The 16,888-nt window shown below is 64.5% G+C and carries 16 protein-coding genes and 2 riboswitches; of the genes, 10 read left to right on the forward strand and 6 right to left on the reverse strand.

The genetic code is table 11. The features are described 5' to 3' along the window. Positions 1 to 46: 46 nt before the first annotated feature. The 5 genes from WBN73_RS08160 to WBN73_RS08180 all read left to right on the forward strand — a co-directional run bounded on the left by WBN73_RS08160 (position 47) and on the right by WBN73_RS08180 (position 4,499). Positions 47 to 1,750 carry a SulP family inorganic anion transporter gene (locus WBN73_RS08160; protein WP_337339852.1) on the forward strand — a complete coding sequence of 568 codons (1,704 nt, stop codon included), beginning with the start codon at positions 47 to 49 and terminating at the stop codon, positions 1,748 to 1,750. Positions 1,751 to 1,836: 86 nt separating this feature from the next. After that, a riboswitch (SAM riboswitch) is annotated at positions 1,837 to 1,948 on the forward strand. Between the two features lie 13 nt (positions 1,949 to 1,961). Further along, positions 1,962 to 2,228, forward strand: a complete 267-nt coding sequence (locus tag WBN73_RS08165) for a DUF1737 domain-containing protein (protein WP_144649207.1) — start codon at positions 1,962 to 1,964, stop codon at positions 2,226 to 2,228. Further along, positions 2,225 to 2,635: a rhodanese-like domain-containing protein gene (locus WBN73_RS08170; RefSeq protein WP_159708158.1), complete on the forward strand. Its 411-nt coding sequence runs from the start codon at positions 2,225 to 2,227 to the stop codon at positions 2,633 to 2,635. The genes WBN73_RS08165 and WBN73_RS08170 overlap by 4 nt, the downstream gene beginning before the upstream one ends. Continuing rightward, positions 2,636 to 3,844: an O-succinylhomoserine sulfhydrylase gene (locus WBN73_RS08175; protein WP_207595165.1), complete on the forward strand. Its 1,209-nt coding sequence runs from the start codon at positions 2,636 to 2,638 to the stop codon at positions 3,842 to 3,844. Positions 3,845 to 3,854: 10 nt separating this feature from the next. After that, the gene (locus WBN73_RS08180) at positions 3,855 to 4,499 is read left to right on the forward strand and encodes a hypothetical protein (protein WP_337339850.1); all 645 of its coding nucleotides are present in this window, start codon (positions 3,855 to 3,857) and stop codon (positions 4,497 to 4,499) included. Here WBN73_RS08180 and WBN73_RS08185 read toward each other — a convergent pair. Together WBN73_RS08185 and WBN73_RS08190 are read right to left on the reverse strand one after the other, a co-directional pair. Continuing rightward, complete coding sequence (locus WBN73_RS08185) at positions 4,496 to 5,692, reverse strand: glutamate--cysteine ligase 2 (RefSeq protein ID WP_337339848.1); 1,197 nt, start codon at positions 5,690 to 5,692, stop codon at positions 4,496 to 4,498. The two genes, WBN73_RS08180 and WBN73_RS08185, sit on opposite strands and share 4 nt — an antisense overlap. Before the next feature lie 132 nt (positions 5,693 to 5,824). Then, positions 5,825 to 7,348, reverse strand: coding sequence for a UDP-N-acetylglucosamine 1-carboxyvinyltransferase (locus WBN73_RS08190; RefSeq protein WP_337339847.1), 1,524 nt, complete (start codon positions 7,346 to 7,348; stop codon positions 5,825 to 5,827). 210 nt (positions 7,349 to 7,558) lie between these two features. Here WBN73_RS08190 and WBN73_RS08195 point away from each other — a divergent pair, with 210 nt between their 5' ends. Together WBN73_RS08195 and WBN73_RS08200 are read left to right on the forward strand one after the other, a co-directional pair. Further along, positions 7,559 to 8,569 (forward strand): DUF6973 domain-containing protein, encoded by a 1,011-nt coding sequence (locus WBN73_RS08195; protein ID WP_337339846.1) that lies wholly within the window; start codon positions 7,559 to 7,561, stop codon positions 8,567 to 8,569. A gap of 161 nt (positions 8,570 to 8,730) precedes the next feature. Continuing rightward, positions 8,731 to 9,081 carry a hypothetical protein gene (locus WBN73_RS08200; RefSeq protein ID WP_157731925.1) on the forward strand — a complete coding sequence of 117 codons (351 nt, stop codon included), beginning with the start codon at positions 8,731 to 8,733 and terminating at the stop codon, positions 9,079 to 9,081. Between the two features lie 33 nt (positions 9,082 to 9,114). Here WBN73_RS08200 and WBN73_RS08205 read toward each other — a convergent pair whose 3' ends face one another. Continuing rightward, positions 9,115 to 9,849: a siderophore-interacting protein gene (locus WBN73_RS08205; RefSeq protein WP_337339845.1), complete on the reverse strand. Its 735-nt coding sequence runs from the start codon at positions 9,847 to 9,849 to the stop codon at positions 9,115 to 9,117. 101 nt (positions 9,850 to 9,950) lie between these two features. Here WBN73_RS08205 and WBN73_RS08210 point away from each other — a divergent pair, with 101 nt between their 5' ends. Together WBN73_RS08210 and WBN73_RS08215 are read left to right on the forward strand one after the other, a co-directional pair. Next, complete coding sequence (locus WBN73_RS08210) at positions 9,951 to 12,065, forward strand: penicillin acylase family protein (RefSeq protein ID WP_337339844.1); 2,115 nt, start codon at positions 9,951 to 9,953, stop codon at positions 12,063 to 12,065. Positions 12,066 to 12,116: 51 nt separating this feature from the next. Then, positions 12,117 to 12,716, forward strand: a complete 600-nt coding sequence (locus tag WBN73_RS08215) for a GNAT family N-acetyltransferase (protein WP_337339843.1) — start codon at positions 12,117 to 12,119, stop codon at positions 12,714 to 12,716. Here WBN73_RS08215 and WBN73_RS08220 read toward each other — a convergent pair. Genes WBN73_RS08220 through WBN73_RS08230 form a run of 3 tightly spaced genes read right to left on the reverse strand, consistent with a single transcriptional unit; the run spans position 12,713 to position 15,719 of the window. Beyond that, the gene (locus tag WBN73_RS08220; protein WP_207595173.1) at positions 12,713 to 13,507 is read right to left on the reverse strand and encodes an energy-coupling factor transporter transmembrane component T family protein; all 795 of its coding nucleotides are present in this window, start codon (positions 13,505 to 13,507) and stop codon (positions 12,713 to 12,715) included. The genes WBN73_RS08215 and WBN73_RS08220 overlap by 4 nt on opposite strands. Then, positions 13,504 to 15,099 carry an ABC transporter ATP-binding protein gene (locus tag WBN73_RS08225; RefSeq protein ID WP_337339842.1) on the reverse strand — a complete coding sequence of 532 codons (1,596 nt, stop codon included), beginning with the start codon at positions 15,097 to 15,099 and terminating at the stop codon, positions 13,504 to 13,506. Before WBN73_RS08225 ends, WBN73_RS08220 begins: the two co-directional genes overlap by 4 nt. Continuing rightward, complete coding sequence (locus WBN73_RS08230; protein WP_337339841.1) at positions 15,099 to 15,719, reverse strand: ECF transporter S component; 621 nt, start codon at positions 15,717 to 15,719, stop codon at positions 15,099 to 15,101. Before WBN73_RS08230 ends, WBN73_RS08225 begins: the two co-directional genes overlap by 1 nt. A 76-nt stretch (positions 15,720 to 15,795) precedes the next feature. Next, a riboswitch (TPP riboswitch) is annotated at positions 15,796 to 15,932 on the reverse strand. Between the two features lie 229 nt (positions 15,933 to 16,161). On the opposite strand from WBN73_RS08230, the gene WBN73_RS08235 reads away from it, so the two are divergent. Next, positions 16,162 to 16,860 carry an NUDIX hydrolase gene (locus WBN73_RS08235; RefSeq protein ID WP_207595176.1) on the forward strand — a complete coding sequence of 233 codons (699 nt, stop codon included), beginning with the start codon at positions 16,162 to 16,164 and terminating at the stop codon, positions 16,858 to 16,860. Positions 16,861 to 16,888 lie beyond the last annotated feature (28 nt).

Here is a 16,888-nt window from a genome sequence, read left to right on the forward strand (position 1 = left end):
CGTATGTCGTGTTCCACAATCAGCAGGGGTCGGGAATGATCGCTGTATGAGTGCAGCAACCTCCCGCCCCTCCGCCAAGGAGCGGCTGTCCAGCGCCTGGGCCCTCAAGGGCTACAAGCGTGAATGGCTGCGGCACGATCTCGTTGCGGGCGCTGCGCTGTTTGCTTTGCTGGTGCCCGCCGGGATGGCCTATGCACAGGCAGCAGGGCTTCCCCCGGTCACCGGGCTTTACGCAACAGTGGTCCCGCTGCTGGTTTATGCGGTGGTGGGGCCCTCCCGCATTCTGGTCCTGGGACCCGACTCTGCCCTGGCCCCTATGATCGCCGCGGCCATTGTGCCGCTGGCAGCGGGAAGCAGCGAAAAATCCGTGGCGCTGGCCGGCTTGCTGGCCGTGTTGATCGGGGCGCTCATGCTTGCGGGCTCGGCACTGAAACTGGGAGCCATCACGGGCCTGCTGTCCAAACCCATCCGGCTCGGGTACCTCAACGGAATCGCACTGTTGGTGGCCCTTTCGCAACTCCCGGCGTTTCTGGGTATTGAGGCCGACGGCGACGTCTGGCAAAAGCTCGCGAAGGTTACTACCGGGTTACTTGGCGGCGAGGTCAACATCACCGCGCTGTTGTTGGGAGTGGGGTCGCTGGCGCTCATCTGGATCCCCCGGCTCCTGAAGTGGAAGGTACCCGGCGTCCTGTTGGCGGTGGTTGGCTCGTGCGTGGCGACGGCGGTCTTCGGGCTCAACGACGACGTGAAGGTCACCGGGGTCCTGCCGCAGGGCCTGCCCATGCCCGCACTCGGGGGTATTGGCTGGGCCGACGCTTTGATGCTGCTCCCCGCCGCCGCGGGCATCGCGCTCATGGCTTTCGCTGACACTGGCGTGTTGTCTCAAACATTGGCAGCCAAAGAAGGGAAGAAGGTCTCCGGAAACAGGGAGATGGCAGCGCTTGGAGCAGCCAATGCCGCTACAGGCCTCTTGGGTGGGTTTCCCATTTCAGGCAGTACCTCCAGGACACCGGTAGCCGTGGATGCCGGCGCAAAATCCCAGATGACAGGCGTGGTGGGCTCCGTGCTGGTACTGGCCTTCATGCTGCTGGCTCCGGGAGTAACCGAGTACCTGCCGTCGGCAACCCTGGCCGCCGTCGTCATCGCCGCGGCCATTGCCCTCGCAGATCCTGCCGGCGTCAGGCGGCTCCTGGGGCTGAGCCGCAGCGAGTCCGTGGTGATGCTGGCTGCGTTCCTGGGAGTGCTGACGGTGGGTGTCCTCCAGGGAATCGTGGTGGCCATCGCCTTGGCACTCCTGGACTTTGTCCGCAGGGCATGGGATCCGTACAGAACCGAACTCGGCGCAGAGGAAGGCCTTCCCGGGTATCACGACCTTGAACGCCACCCCGAGGGCAAGCGCATCCCCGGGCTCTTGATCCTCCGGTTTGATGCACCCCTGTTCTTCGGCAACGGACAGGTCCTGGCGAGCTTCGTGAGGGAGCAACTCGACGAGGCCCCGGACGAGTCCGCGGAGCCCGTCACCCACATCATCCTTGCCGCCGAACCGATCACCGGGATCGACACCACAGCCTTGGATGACCTGGTAACCCTGGACGAATGGTTGGCCAGAAAAGGAGTGGATCTGGTGTTTGCCGAGCTCAAAGGGCCCGTGAAGGACAAGTTGATCCGCCTCGGCACGGCGGCCCGTTTTACGCCGGACCACTTCTACCCCACTGTCGGCGCGGCAGTGCGGGAGCTCAAGGACCGATAGTGGATCAGCCTCCGATTACGCAACATGACGACGGTGCAGCCGCCCGCAAGTGCAGCCCGACGCCCGTGGATGTTACGTTTTTCTTGAGTAATGAGTACCAGCGCAAAGCCCTGACTTGCTGGTCGGCAACCCTCTCTCCGGCGGGGTGCCTCAGGTGACTACTCGGCGTATCGACAACTCGAACTGCAAGCGTGACTGAGGAGCACCAGCAATGCCTGAACCCACTGAAGAAAAACTCTCCTACCGCCTGATTACAGGCCCGGATAACCGCGATTTCTGCGAGCGTATCCACAACTCCCTCGCCGAAGGCTATGTGCTCCATGGCAGCCCGGCAGCCACCTTCAACGGCACGGACGTCATCGTGGCCCAAGCCATTGTGCTGCCTGCGGCGATCGCCAATGCTGATGCCGCCGTCGCCAACGCAGTGGACCAACTTGAGAATTACGACGATGAAGAAGCGTTCGAGGGCCACGCATGAGCTACGCAGGTGACCTGACCCCACAGGACGCGTGGGCCAAGCTCGAAGAAGGCGCGATCCTGGTGGATGTGCGCACCGAGGGCGAGTGGGCCCACATCGGCATCCCGGACACCAAAGCCACCGAGAACGATCCCCTGTTCATCCAGTGGAACCTGGCTGGCGGTATCCCGAACTCCCGCTTTATCGAGGACCTGCAGCAGCAGGCACCCGAGGATGACGCCGTGGAGCTCGTGTTCATCTGCCGTTCCGGCCAGCGCTCCATCTCCGCTGCCATTGCCGCAACACAGGCCGGCTTCACGGCGTACAACGTCCTTGAGGGCTTCGAAGGCGAACCGGACCGCTACGGTGAGCGCACCGTAAACGGCTGGAAGAACCGTGGCCTGCCTACGAATCTGGGGACCGAGTAAGTGACTTTCAATCCCGACGCCGCCGGCTGGAGCCCTGACACCCAGGCCGTTCGCGGTGGCCTTGACCGCACCAATTTCCAGGAAACGTCCGAGCCCGTTTTCCTGAACTCCGGCTTTGTCTACGAATCGGCTGCCGCTGCCGAACGGGCATTTACCGGCGAGGACGAACGCTTCGTTTACTCCCGCTACGGCAACCCGTCCGTCGCCACGTTCCAGGAGCGGCTGCGGCTGCTCGAAGGAACCGAGGCGTGCTTTGCGACAGCCTCCGGCATGTCCGCGGTCTTCACCGCTTTGGGTGCCTTGCTGGCTGCCGGCGACCGCGTGGTAGCCGCGCGCTCGCTGTTCGGCTCCTGCTTCGTGATCCTCAACGAGATCCTGCCCCGCTGGGGCGTGGAGACGGTGTTCGTTGACGGCCCGGATCTGGAGCAGTGGCGCGAAGCCCTCTCGGAACCGACCACCGCCGTGTTCTTTGAGTCGCCCTCCAATCCGATGCAGGAGATCGTGGACATCGCCGCCGTCAGCGAACTGGCGCATGCCGCTGGGGCGACTGTCGTGGTGGACAATGTCTTCGCCACTCCCCTCCTGCAGCGCTGCGGTGAGCTGGGCGCGGACGTCATCGTGTATTCCGGCACCAAGCACATTGATGGCCAAGGCCGTGTCCTCGGCGGCGCGATCCTGGGCACCAAAGAGTTCATCGATGGTCCCGTCAAGCAACTCATGCGCCATACCGGCCCTTCCCTTTCCGCGTTCAACGCCTGGGTGCTGACCAAGGGGTTGGAGACCATCGGACTGCGGGTGAACCACAGCTCGGCATCCGCTTTGAAGATCGCGGAGTGGCTCGAGCAGCAGCCTGCCATCAGCTGGGTCAAGTACCCGCTGCTCACGTCCCACCCGCAGTACGAGCTTGCCGCGAAGCAGATGAAGGCCGGCGGCACTGTGCTGACCTTCGAGCTGTCTCCTTCGGCCGGGCGCTCAGCCAAAGAGGCCGCCTTCGCCTTGCTCGATGGCCTCCGCGTCATTGACATCTCCAACAACCTGGGCGATTCCAAATCCCTCATCACCCACCCCGCCACCACCACCCACCGGGCCATGGGGCCTGAGGGCCGGGCCGCGATCGGACTCACCGACGGTGTGGTCCGCTTGTCGGTAGGACTGGAAGACGTGGACGATCTCATCCTGGATCTGGAGAAGGCCCTCAAACAGGTCTAACCTTGCTGCCATGAGCGGGAACCATCCCTATCGCCGTGCCGGAGCGGTCATCGTTGCCGGCACGGTGGTGTGGTTCGTGGGAATCTCGCCGGTCTCACGCGTCTACATCACACCGGACGATGCCGAACGCCTGCGCATGCTGACCTCCGGACGGCGCGGCTGGATCGTGGGCCAGCACCTAACCGCCATGGGGACCGTCGCCGTGCCGGTTGGATTCGCTGCCTTTGCCCGCGCCGTTCCGGGAAAGGACGCCGTACCGGGTACGCACTCCGTCCCGGACACCGGCGCATCGCGTGGGAAAGCGAAGAAGTGGGCTTTCGCTGCCGCCGCCGCGTTGCTCGCCGGCGCCCCATTCTTCGTCTCCAGCCTCGCCCGGCGGGCTTCAGACCTCGAAGGTTTTGCCTATCGCCGGGGATCCAACGCGCCCTTCCTGGCGTATTCCGGGTTGCACGTGGTGGCGTTGGCCGCCTTGGGTGGCAGTCTTCTTTCCTTACCCACAAAACGCTGGATCGGCGTCACAGCTTCGGTCAGCGCACCTATCTATGGCGCCATTCTGGTAGCCAAAAAGGACATCCCGCCGTTCTGCTTCTACTTGGTGGAGGGTCTCACTGGCGCCTACCTAATGGCGTGGGAAGAACCGGCCGGCCAATCCTAAGGCCTCCTGACCCGGGTCAGCATCGGCGCGGGCTCCTTGTGCGCGTCGGCGGAGGTTCCGCGAACCGTCACCTTCGCTGCATGCCCGACGACGGCGGCCAGGGCTGCGCTGGTGGGTGGACTGCCCGGCTGGTTCTGGCTGCCGCGCTGCCTGTTGTTGTAACGCACCGCCGCTTCCCGTTGCTCGTCCGCGCCGTTCCCCCGCTCCAACAGGTCTGAGATCCCCGCTTTGACCAGCTCCAATTCGCCTTGGTCATCCAGCACTGGGCTCACATAATCCACCAGCGCCCAGACGACGTCCGCCGCCGGCTGGGGCCGGAAATCACCGAAGTCCAGGAGATCTCCACGCAACCCCGCATTGCTGGCCTGCCAACTCGCCATCCGCAGGAGTGCCGTGGGCACCGCGGTGGGCTCAACGCCGTCGAGCATTTCCAAGGAAGCGGCCTCCACCAAAGCCCGCACCAGTACCGCAATCAACGCGGCGTCCTCGGCGCGCAGGCAGACGTCGGCTACGCGGACCTCCACGGTGGGGTGGTTCCGGGAGATGCGGGCATCGAAGTAAATCATGCCCTCATCCAGGATCACGCCTGTTTCCAACAGCCGACTCACGATGCGTCGGTAGGCAGTGAGTGATCCGAACACGCCGGACGGTCCAGAAGTGGGCCAGCGGTTCCATGCCTGGGTGCGGTAGCTGTCGAACCCGGTGGGAAGGCCGCGCCAATAGGGTGAGTTGGCGGTGAGGGCGGTGAGCACGGCAAGTTTGTCCCGGATATGGTCCAGCACCACCACACCTTCCTCAGGTGATTCGACAGAGGTGTGCACGTGGAATCCGCACGTCAATTGTTCCGTAGCGATGATTCCGAAGCGATCCAGCATCGCCGCATAGCGGGGATCCGGGGTGGTGTGGGTGTTCGAATCCAGCGGAGAGGTAGCAATTGCAGCAACCCGCGCTCCGTGCTGCCGGGCTGCTTCGTTGGCCATAGCCCGGCCGCGGCGGATCTGATGCAGAAGGTCACCGTAGCTGTGGCAGGGGCGGGTCTGGGTTTCGATCTGCTCCAGCTTGAGTTCGTGGCTGAGGCTCGTTGCGGATGCGGGTTGGTGGCGGCCCGCAAGCAGCGCATCCGCGAGGGCAAGGGGCTCTCCCGTCACAGGATGGACGATGAGCAGCTCTTCCTCGACCCCGAAAGTCCGCATGCTCCATTCTGCGTCAGGAGGCCGGTGGAGGACAGTGGCTGGAAGGGCAGCGAGGACCGCACCTTCCCGCCATCCGCACCAGAACGAACTGGGGCGGATGGCGGGAACGGGCGCGCCGGCTAAGCGTGGAGCCTAGTCCTGGAAGTACTCGATCTTGGCGCCGATGGTGTTCAACCGCTCGGCCAGGTCCTCGTAGCCACGCTCGATCACGTAGATGTTGCGGAGCTCGGACGTGCCCCGGGCAGCGAGCATTGCCAGGAGCAAGCAGGCGGCAGGGCGCAGGGCAGGCGGGCAGCCGATTTCGGCAGCGCGCCACTTAGTGGGTCCGTTGACGTAAATCCGGTGCGGATCCAGCAGTTGCACCTGGGCGCCCAGCTTGTTGAGTTCCGTCAAGTAAATGGCACGGTTCTCGTAGACCCAGTCGTGGATCATGGTCTGGCCCTCGGCTTTGCCCGCGATCACAGCGAAGAACGGCAGGTTGTCGATGTTCAGGCCCGGGAACGGCATGGGGTGGATCTTGTCCTGCGGCGCGCGGAGCTCGGAAGGCTTGGTGGTGACGTCCACCAAACGGGTCCGGCCATTGCGTGCCATGTATTCGCCGGAGATTTCGAGGTTCTGGCCCATCTGCTCCAACGTAGCCAGCTCGATCTCCATGAATTCGATGGGAACCCGGCGGATGGTGACCTCGGAGTTGGTCACGATGCCCGCGGTGATCAGGCTCATGGCCTCGATGGGGTCCTCGGACGGGAAGTACTCGATCTCCACATCAATGGCGGAACGGCCAGTGATCTTCAGGGTGGTGGTGCCGACGCCCTCGATTTCAACGCCCAGGCCCTGCAAGTAGAAGCAGAGGTCCTGGACCATGTAGTTGGGGCTGGCGTTGCGGATCACGGTGGTGCCCTCGCGGTGCGCGGCGGCCATGATGGCGTTCTCAGTAACGGTGTCGCCACGTTCGGTGAGGACGAAGGAACGGTGGTGGTCATCGGCCGGGGGCGCAGCTACGGAGTAGAACCCGGACTTCGCTTCGACCTCAAGCCCGAACTGGCGCAGGGCCTGCATATGCGGCTCCACTGTGCGCGTTCCGAGGTCGCAACCACCAGCGTAGGGCAGCAAATACTCACTGGTCTCGTCCAGGAGCGGCCCCAGCAGCATGATGACGCTGCGGGTACGGCGGGCGGCGTCCACGTCCATGGACCCAAGGTCCAAAACTTCGGGCCTGCGGATGCGGAGGTCGCTTCCGTTGAGCCAGGTACATTCGACGCCAATGGAGGTCAGTACTTCAACAATCCTGTTGACTTCTTCGATGCGGGCCAAGCGGCGCAACGTGGTGGTTCCGCGGTTGATGAGGCTGGCGCACAAAAGCGCCACGCCGGCATTCTTGCTGCTGTTGACATCCACTTCGCCGGACAGGGTCCTGCCGCCCTCCACCCGGAGGTGGGTCATCTGTGGCTTGCCCACTTTGACGATTGATCGGCCGAATATTGCCTCAAGCCGTTCGATCATCCGGAGGCTGAGATTCTGTTTACCTTGCTCCATCCGGGCGATCGCGCTCTGGCTGGTTCCAAGCGCGGTAGCCAACTGCCCCTGCGTCCATCCTTTTTCGCCACGGGCGTTGCGGAGCAGAAGGCCTACGTGTTCAGCGGTAGGTTGCGTCATATCCAAGAAATATCACAGGTGAGCTAGAAGTCCCACACAAAACGCCGTTTGAGCGGCAAACGTCACACCATACCCGATCCGTGAGATATAGAGCACGACGGCGACCGGTCGCCGCAGGCGAACGCTTTCCCTCAGCCGCCACCGGGCAGAAGTCCCCATTGCGGCCCGGGGGACAATACCAAACCATGGAGGGAAAGCTCAGGGGGAAACATGCCTTTCTACGGCGCCGACGTCGACCAACTCAAAGCACTCTCCAAGGCCTTGGCCAACGGTGCGTCATTGCTGACCAGCCGGGCCCGGGAACTCGACTCCTTGATCGGCCATGGCATGACCGGCCAAGGCGGCGGCTGGCAGGGCCAGGATGCCAAGCGTTTTGCCGCAGATTGGCAGGGCCGCCTGCGGCCGTTGCTGGAGAGGACTACGCGAGGCCTGGAAGAGGCATCACAGTCCGTGCTCACCAATGCCAACCAGCAGTCATCCGCGTCCACGGAGGGGAGTGCTGATTCAGGCAGTTCCGGCAGCAGCTCGGGCGGTTCCGGCAGCAGCTCCTCCAATTCCACCAACCCCGGGAACGACGCCACCACCAAAACCTCGGCCAACCCGAACCCCGACCAGCCAACACCGCAGGAAATCCTGGACGAATACCAGGTCAGCGACGCCGAGACCACCATGTGGCCCGGGGACTGGGACCCCCTGCGCTTCGTGGTTGACCAAAGGGAGGTCACCGAGAAGGAAGCGGAACTCCTCAACGGGCTGGGTCCTTTCGAGATGAACGCCTTCAAAGACATTCATGATGACGCCTTCAGCACTGCCGACGACCGCTTCCCCAGCGCCGACCGCAACGATGACCAGAACGATGCCTTCCGTCACGCATATTGGAACGCACTCATGGTCAAGGAGTTCGGCGCGGACTGGGCGGAGGACTACGCCACGGCGCACGAGCAACTCCCCGGCAACCCCGCGCCCCGCGAAGCCATGGATCTGTACAACAATGAGGTGGGCCGCAACGTGGCCATAGCCAACCCGGATGCCAGCGCTGAGGAGCTTGCGGACTTGATCGAAGAAGCCGTGAACAACGGCGACACTGTGGTGGTGGGACAGGACCTGCTGCCCCACCCTTCCAACGAGGTCCCCATGGACCAGACCGGCGACGCCAACAATGCCGAGCCCGCCCCGGGCGAGGATCCGGAGTTCAATGACGAGTCGAGGACTACGTCGTGAGGTTCCAACGCCAATCAAACGCCCGACGTCGGCCGCGGACTCCCGCTGGCCGCATCACCGTCGCTGGCCGCGCCACCCTTGCTGGCCGCGCCGCCGTCGCAGGCTTGCTCACTGCCATCCTGGCCTGCGCCCTGGCCGCCTGTTCACTAGGAGGATCCGTCATGCCCGAATCGAATGAGAAGCTCAACAGCCAGGTGCTCGAGTCCGCGAAGAACGGGACGGCCTTGAAACTGGCTGATGCCACGGACTTCGAGTGGGACCAGGCGGGTTTCGTAACGGAGGGAACACCGGCCAAGGACATCGAAGCAGCCTTCGGCGAGCCTTTGACCAAGGAGAACCGCTACACGGCGTCCCCCGCGTTGTTCGTCTTCCTTAAGGACGGGAAAGTAGCCAAGGCAATCCGCATCGTCCCGGATGCCTTCTTCGGCGCTGACGCACAAAAGAAGTATGGCCGGGACGTCGTCCTCACCCCGCCGGAGGGAAAAAAGGGCTTCCTCAACTGGCGCGAGTAGCGCCTGGCACCGCGACAGAAACGCCGCGCTGTTCTAGACGCGCCAGTATCCCAGGGCATCGATCCGGTGCTTGTCCACGCCCAGCGTCTTCCGCAGGTGTTTCACGATTGCGCGGGTGCTGGAAGCTTCGCAGGCGATCCAGAAGAAGTCGTGATCCACGGACACAGTCTCCGCAGTGAGCGCATCGCAGACTTCGTCAACCAATGCGGCACCGTCGCGTTTGCGCGGAACCCAGCTGACGACGTCGGACCCTGACGTCCGCACCTCAATCGAGGGGTCGGCGTCGTGCTGGTATTCAAGCCAGGCGGTCACCGGAGCCGAGCCCGCGGCCGCAACTTCCCGCTCGTCCAGCAGCGAGTTAATGGCCGGGATGGAGGCGGGATCGCCCACTACCCACATCCGGCGCGGAGCGGGCTGCGGGAACGTGAAGGAACTGCCCTGCACGGTGGCGTCGATGGTGTCGCCGGCCTGGACGGAGCGGGCCCAGTCGGCGGCAACCCCGTGGTGCATCGCGAAGTCCATGCTGAATGTGCCGTCCGCAGGGGAAGCGTTGACCAGGGTGTAGGCACGCTGATGGGCCTTTCCGGAATCATCGAACCACAGCCGGATCCACATGGTGGGATGCAGCCCGCTTCGCTCCAGCAGTCCACCGTCGCGCACGTGCACGCGGAGGAAGTCCGGGGTGATTTCTTCCTTCCCCGTGACTTCCAGCGTGAAATCCTTGGCGCCCATGACTTTGAGCACGACGCCTTCCCAATTGCGCTTCAAGCAACACTCCTTCACGAACGGCCACGATTTGTGAACGGGGCCAAAGCCATTTATCTTGAGCTTAAGTAAGCCTAACCTAAGCTCGAAAGCGGCCAGAGATTATGACGCCTGCCCCGACGCACCTTTCCGCCCCGGCAGGCGGCCCCGGAACCTACCGTGATCAGTGGGGAATCCCCCATTTGTGGGCGGATTCCTCCGACGATCTCGCCTTCCTCCAAGGCATGAACGCAGCCACTGACCGCTCCTGGCAGATCGAGCTGGAACGGTGGCGCTCCGAGGGCCGCACAGCCGAGGTCCTGGGTGCCGACGTTGTGGTCTGGGACCGGTTCGCACGGCAAGCCCGGCTGGATGACACCGCGCGCCGCTGCTTCGAGAACCTCGACGCCGAGACTCAGCGTTGGTGCGGACAGTACGTGGCCGGCATCAACCAAGCGCTGGCAGACGGACTCCGCGGCGGCCCCGAATTCGACGAGTCCGCCTGCACGCCGGAGCCATGGAATCCGTGGACGCCGCTGGGCGTCTTCCTGGTCCATCACATCCTCTTCTCCACGTTCCCCAACAAACTGTTCAGGGCCCACATCGCGCGGACATTGGGCGACGACGCCGTGAGCCTGTTCAGCATCGAGGCTCCCGTCTGGTCAGGAAGCAACGCCTGGGCCGCGCATGGCTCGACGACGGCGAGCGGCCTCCCGCTGATCGCCGGCGACCCCCACCGCCTCATGGAACTCCCCGGCGTGTACCAGCAGATACGGCTTGCCTGCCCGGACTTCGACGCCATCGGTTTCGCGTTCCCGGGTGTCCCCGGCCTCCCGCATTTCGCCCACACCGGGCATACCGCTTGGGCCATCACCAACGCCATGGCCGACTACCAGGACCTCTTCGAGGAAGAACTGCGCCGGGTCACGGACGCAACAGGGGAACGCGTCGAGGCGCGCGGAGCGGCGGGTTGGGAAACCGCCGTCGTGAGTGCCCAAACCATCACCGTCCGCGACGGTGAGCCGGTCACCGTGGAGGTCATCGAGACCGCGCGAGGTTCCGTGATCTCTGAAGCGCCCGACGGCGAGGCGCTGAGTTTGCGCTTCCCTGCCCGCGTTGAGGGGCGGCTTGGTTTTGAGGCCCTCCTGCCGCTGCTGCGGAGCCGGAGCGCCTCCGAGGTGGAAGCGGCGTTCGACGCCTGGGTGGAGCCCGTCAACAGCGTGGTGGCCGGGGACACGTCCGGAGCAGTGCGGCACTTTGTTGCCGGGCTTGTTCCGCAGCGCAATCCCGCCAACAGGAGGTTGCCTGCCCCGGCCTTTTCAGCCCGTCATGAGTGGGACGGTCAGTACGTCATCCTGCCCCGCACGGAGGTGGAGCAGTACGCCGTGAGCGCGAACGACCGCGCGGCGGGAGGTGGCGACGCCGTGGCGATGGAGTTCGCCCCCGCGCATCGGGCGTTGCGCATCCGTGGGTTGCTCGAGTCGGCCCCGGGGCTGTTGTCCGTGGATGACATGCAGGCTATCCATACGGACACGCTCCTGGGTCCGTGGCCGTTGTTCCGGTCGGTGCTGTCAGGCCTGGACGCTGATGAATTGTCCCGGGAAGCCGCGGGGCTGCGTTCGCTGCTGCTGGAGTGGGACGGCCACATGGATGCCGGGAGCCATCACGCCGCAGTGTTTGCGGAGTGGCGGGGCTCATTGGTCCAGCGCCTGGCAAACCATCCCGCATTTGTCCCTTTGAACGAGCCAACGGGCTACTCGCCCTTGTTCGGACCGTGGTTGTCAGTGGCATCCCGGATCGGCTTTGCGCTTGAGACCCTGCTGGTGCGCGGCTCAGAACTCGGCATCAGCGTCGATACAGAAGCCGCCACAGCGCTTGAGGACGCTGCGTTGGAGCAGTCCGGGCTGCGCTCCTGGGGCGACCGGCACACATTGTTGGCCGTCCATGTCCTCCCCGGCCCACTCGCGTCAGCGGCACCCACCGTGGCCCTCAGCGGAGATACGGGCTGTGTGCTCTGCACCGAGAGCCTCCCCGGTGTTGACGACCGAAGCTTCCGTGGTCCAGTGGCCCGCTACATCTGGGACTTGTCCGAGCGGCGCAACAGCCGCTGGATCGTGCCCTTCGGTGCCTCCGGTACGCCCGGCCACCAGCACTTTGCCAACCAACTCCCGCTCTGGACTGCAGGGGAACTCACCCCGGTAGTCACTGACTGGCCTGAATTGATCAAAGACAATCCCTGACTCATCCTGCTCCCGCATCCCATCTGTCACGCATCAGCCCCGAAGGAAGCCATGACCACCGCCACCCAGGACTTCTCTGTCCGTACCACCGTCTACTCCGAAGACCTCGAAGGATGGGGCGCGCTGCGGCTTGTGCCGCTTGTTCCGGCCGAGGACATCGACCTCATCTTCGAATGGGTCACCCAGCCCCGCGCCAGGTTTTGGGGAATGATGGAGAATTCCCGCGAAGAAGTCCAGGGGATCTACGATTTCCTTGATTCCCTGGAGACCCACCACGCGTTCCTGGCCGTCCTTGATGGCGAACCGCTGGCCCTTTTCCAGACGTACGAACCACTGCACGACCCCGTGGGCGAGGCCTACCCCGCACGCGAGGCTGACATTGGTATGCACTTGCTGTTGGCCCCGGCCACCCGGCCCATCCCGCACTTCACGCCGAGGCTCGGCACAGCACTGATCAAGTACATGTTCAGCCTGCCCGGCAAGGACCGGATCGTGGTGGAGCCGGACTCACGCAACGCCAAGGCCCTGCGCCGTTTGGAGGCGACATGCTTCGAGTTGGGACCCATCATCCAGCTTGCCGAGAAGGAAGCCCAACTCGGATTCCTGACCCGGGCAGGCTTCGACGAGATCCAGGAACAGCAGGCTCCCTAACGCCAGACGAAGCTCCACGTTCCAGCGCCGAGTGCCGTCAGGACTGCACCCGCAGCGATGACCACACCGCCAAGGACCACCCAGGCGTCCAGAAGCGAATACGTGGATTCGCGCGCCCACGTCCGTTGACCGCCGCCGAAGCCGCGCGCTTCCATGGTGACTGCCAGCCGCGAAGCCCTCCTCACGGCTTGGACCAAGAGCCCAAAGCTCTGGCCCAGCGTGGCCTTCAGCCGTTGGAACGGGCTGCCCTGGGAACCGACTCCGCGGGCACGGCGGGCCATGCCGATGGTCTGCCACTCCTCTGCCATGAGCCCAACCAACCTCATGGCAGCCAAGGATCCCAGGACAAAGCGGTGCGGCAACTTGGCCTTCTGGGCCAGCGCATCTGCCAAATCAGTGGGATCCGTGCAGGTCATCAGCAGGATTGCCGGTAACGCGATCGCCAAACCGCGCAGCATGAAACCCAGCCCCAGCTCAAGGGAACCTTCGCTGATGGACCAGAGTCCGACGTCGAGCAGTACAGCGCCGCTGTCCGCCGCCACAATCGCGGTACTCCAGCCGCCGATCGCAGCGGCGATGATCAGCGGCCAGGCGCGCTGCCACAGAAGCCTGAACGTAAGCCCGGCCAACGGAAACAACGCCAGCTCCGCAACCAACGCCGTGGACGCCGATACCCAGTCGATGGACAGGGCCAGCACCAGGGAAATCAGAAACACGGACACGAACTTTGCCAAGGGGTTGGCTCGGGTCAGCAGGGCACGATTCCCGCGGAGGTTCAGTGCATCCCTCATGCTGCACCAGCTTCCTGATGCGTGGCTTCACCGTGCTGTACCGGGCCGAGCCGCAGCTCCGTTCCGCCGAGCACTGCGCTGAATTCCTGGTCGTGGGTCACGGAGACCACAGCCGTTCCGGCGTCCAGCAACTCTGAAAGGAACGACGCCAACTCCGCCCACGTGTTGGCGTCCTGGCCGAACGTAGGTTCATCGAGCACCAGGACTTCGGGGTGCGCGGCAAGCACGGTGGCCACCGAGAGCCGCCGCTTCTCACCGCCGGAAAGGGTGTAGGGGTTGGCGTCCACCAAATGCGTCAGCCGCAGCCGCTCCAACAGTTCGTCCACCCGTTCTTCGCCGTGGCCTAAATGCCTGGGCCCAAACATGAGCTCGTCCAGGACCTTGCCTGTGACGAACTGGTGCTCCGGCTCCTGGAACACCGTCCCGATCCGTGAAATCAGCTGGTCTGCTTTCCACTTGAACGGGTCAATACCGGCCCCTTTGGAAAGCTCGACGGCGGCACTCACTGTACCGTCCACCGGCGCTAAAAGGCCGGCCAACGTGAGCGCGAACGTGGACTTTCCAGCCCCGTTGGCTCCAGTGATGGTCAGTGCTTGGCCGGCCCTGACCTGCGCGGTGATTCCTGTTTGAACCGGGACGGGCGGGATGGTCTTGAAGCCCTTGCGCCGCGGCTTTTCCCGGGAAACTGCGAGGTCCTGGGCCGCGAGGAGCAGTGGGGCGGTGTGGGGTTGGTTGCGTCGTTGGCGGGTGGCCGGTACGTACCCCGGCACCCAAACGCCGGCAGCCATCAACAGGGTGCGGGCCTCGGACAGGACCTTGTCCGGCGGGCCGTCCAAAAGGACCCCGCCCGTTGCCTGGCCCGTTCCCGGCGCCGCCAGGGCACCCGGCTGCAGGACCACGATCCTGTCCACCAAGTCCTTCCACACCGACACACGGTGCTCCACCACCACCAGCGTTGCGCCGGTCTTGTCCAGGCAACGCCGAACAGCATCCCGAACCTCCAGCACTCCGGCCGGATCCAGGTTGGCCGTGGGTTCGTCCAAGAGGATCAAGCCGGGACGCATCGCGAGAATCCCCGCCAGCGCAAGGCGCTGCTTCTGCCCCCCGGAGAGCGCCGCCGTCGGGTGGTCCAATGCCAATCCGCCGCCCGCGGCGGTACGCAACCCGACGTCGTCGAGCGCTTCATGGACGCGGGCCCAGATCTCCTCTCGCGGCACGGCAAGGTTCTCCGCACCGAAAGCGACGTCGTCACCAACCCGCGACAGGACCACCTGCGTCTCGGGGTCTTGCTGCATGAGACCGGCGCGGCCCCGCTGTTCCCGCGGAGCAACGCCGTCGATCAGCAGGGAACCTGACTCGTCCGAGTCGTCTTCCTCGTCACCCAGCACCCCCGCGAGGGCGTGCAGCAGTGTGGACTTGCCGGCGCCCGAAGGCCCCAGCAGCAACACCCGCTCGCCCGGTTCAATCCGGAGGTCAAGCCCATGAATGGCGGGAGCGGACCTGCCGGCATGCCGCCAACCCCAGCCCTCGGCGGAGATGGCGGCAGGCCTCACCGGGCTGCTGTTCTTGCTGCCGCTCTGCGTGGCGGGCATCAGCTGAAGACGGGCTCCGACGCGGCCTTGCGCGATGCGAAGGAGCTCAGGACGCCGGTTTTAGCCAAGCCGCGGGTGGCAACCCAGGACAGGGCGCCGGCGATGATGGCACCCGAGATGGTGGTGAAAGTGATGTACGCCAGTTTGTCCATTGCCTCGTAGGCGATGTTCCAGCCCCACGGGAGGAAGGAGTCGTTCAGGCCGCAGAAGAGGCCCGCACCGGCACCGGCGAGGAGGGCCGTGGGCAGGTTGAACTTCTTGTACCGGAAGGCGGCGAAGATGAGCTCGGCACCTAGGCCCTGAAGGATCCCGGAGATCAGCACGGTGGTTCCGTACTGGGAACCCATGATCAGCTCACCGGTGGCCGCGACGGCTTCGCAGAAGAGGGCGGCGCCGGGTTTGCGGATAATGAGCATTCCCAGGACTGCGGGGATCATCCAGCCACCGGCGATCAGGCCGGTGAGCGGCGGATACGTCGCGTTCATGGGGATGGATACCAGCGCGGCGCCCTGGGACCAGGCCCAGAAGATCACGCCGCCTGCGATGGCGATCAAGGCCGCCACAACGATGTCTACAACACGCCAGTTATAACTGGTCTTCTTCACGTTTACCGTGGTCATTTTCTGCCTCCTGAGGTTACAGGAGGGGAAAGTGCTCCCCGGATTTCCCATCGGCCTGCGCCGCCTGGATCCGGACACTCTGAGAAGCTCGACTCCCTTGCGCCGGTACTAACCGGATCAGGTTCGAGGGTCTGCGGCTGTCCGCACTCTCAGCGCCCTCGCGTCTCCTGCATCTCTGCAAGGTCCGACGGCGGCGCTCCCCTGTCGTTATCAAATCTGCCCTGATGGGCTGGTTCAGTTTACACCTGCCCGTGTTGTGGGCGACTGTCCGATGCCGGCCGGTGGTCACAATCGGGCGATCCGGGGGGCCCGTGCGTGGGGTTGCGTGCGTTGCGGGGCCCGCTCTGCACCCCTCGCGCCCGTTTCGGCCTGTACATCCGGCCCCACAACGAGACCTGAGAGAATGATCCAGCAGACTCGACCGCGGCAAAGGGGCACTTTCATGACGGACCTACCCATTCAGGATCACCCTGCCGGCGAGGGCACCATATCCGAGCCCCGGCTTGCTGCCAGTGTCATCCTGCTCCGTGATGCCCCGGGCGGGATCGAGGCGTTCGTCCAGCACCGGGTCAGCACCATGGACTTCGCCGCCGGAATGGTGGTCTTCCCGGGCGGCCGGGTGGATGCTGCGGACGAGTCAGGCTGGGACTACCCAGCGGACCTGCTTCAACGCCACGCTGCCGCCTGGCGTTCGAGTTCCATCGCCACCGGCGCCACCTCAACGCAGGCCGAAACCAACGCAGGGACGGTCCTCACCGCCGCAATCCGCGAAGTCCAGGAGGAGTCCGGGCTCAGCATCAGTGCCGCGGATCTCCGCCCTTGGGCCAACTGGATCACGCCTACGGACATGCCGAAGCGCTTTGACACCTACTTCTACGTTGCCAGGCCTTCCCCGGGAGCCGAGCCGCAGCATCAAACCACGGAGGCCTGGCAATCGTTGTGGATGCCAGTAGACGGAATCCTGGAAGCTGAAGCAGCCGGGACCCTGAAGCTGATGCCGCCCACCTACTACCTGCTCAAGGAAATCGCTGAGTTTGATTCCGTGGATGCTGCCTGGTCGGCAGAGCACCCCGTTGTTCCCGTGCTGGCCCCTGTTGGGTCCTTGGCAGCGTTCCTGAAAGAGCGCGAAAGCCGGCGCTGACTCTGGAGTCGGCCCACGGACGGCTAGG

This window comes from Paenarthrobacter sp. CCNWLY172, from assembly GCF_037402035.1.
In the GTDB taxonomy this organism is placed as follows: Bacteria; Actinomycetota; Actinomycetes; order Actinomycetales; family Micrococcaceae; genus Arthrobacter.

Coding starts and splice junctions, on each gene's coding strand:
- WBN73_RS08160 (WP_337339852.1), top strand. CDS start 47: ATGAGTGCAGCAACCTCCCGCCCCTCCGCCAAGGAGCGGCTGTCCAGC.
- WBN73_RS08165 (WP_144649207.1), top strand. CDS start 1,962: ATGCCTGAACCCACTGAAGAAAAACTCTCCTACCGCCTGATTACAGGC.
- WBN73_RS08170 (WP_159708158.1), top strand. CDS start 2,225: ATGAGCTACGCAGGTGACCTGACCCCACAGGACGCGTGGGCCAAGCTC.
- WBN73_RS08180 (WP_337339850.1), top strand. CDS start 3,855: ATGAGCGGGAACCATCCCTATCGCCGTGCCGGAGCGGTCATCGTTGCC.
- WBN73_RS08185 (WP_337339848.1), bottom strand. CDS start 5,692: ATGCGGACTTTCGGGGTCGAGGAAGAGCTGCTCATCGTCCATCCTGTG.
- WBN73_RS08190 (WP_337339847.1), bottom strand. CDS start 7,348: ATGACGCAACCTACCGCTGAACACGTAGGCCTTCTGCTCCGCAACGCC.
- WBN73_RS08195 (WP_337339846.1), top strand. CDS start 7,559: ATGCCTTTCTACGGCGCCGACGTCGACCAACTCAAAGCACTCTCCAAG.
- WBN73_RS08200 (WP_157731925.1), top strand. CDS start 8,731: ATGCCCGAATCGAATGAGAAGCTCAACAGCCAGGTGCTCGAGTCCGCG.
- WBN73_RS08210 (WP_337339844.1), top strand. CDS start 9,951: ATGACGCCTGCCCCGACGCACCTTTCCGCCCCGGCAGGCGGCCCCGGA.
- WBN73_RS08215 (WP_337339843.1), top strand. CDS start 12,117: ATGACCACCGCCACCCAGGACTTCTCTGTCCGTACCACCGTCTACTCC.
- WBN73_RS08220 (WP_207595173.1), bottom strand. CDS start 13,507: ATGAGGGATGCACTGAACCTCCGCGGGAATCGTGCCCTGCTGACCCGA.
- WBN73_RS08225 (WP_337339842.1), bottom strand. CDS start 15,099: ATGCCCGCCACGCAGAGCGGCAGCAAGAACAGCAGCCCGGTGAGGCCT.
- WBN73_RS08230 (WP_337339841.1), bottom strand. CDS start 15,719: ATGACCACGGTAAACGTGAAGAAGACCAGTTATAACTGGCGTGTTGTA.
- WBN73_RS08235 (WP_207595176.1), top strand. CDS start 16,162: ATGACGGACCTACCCATTCAGGATCACCCTGCCGGCGAGGGCACCATA.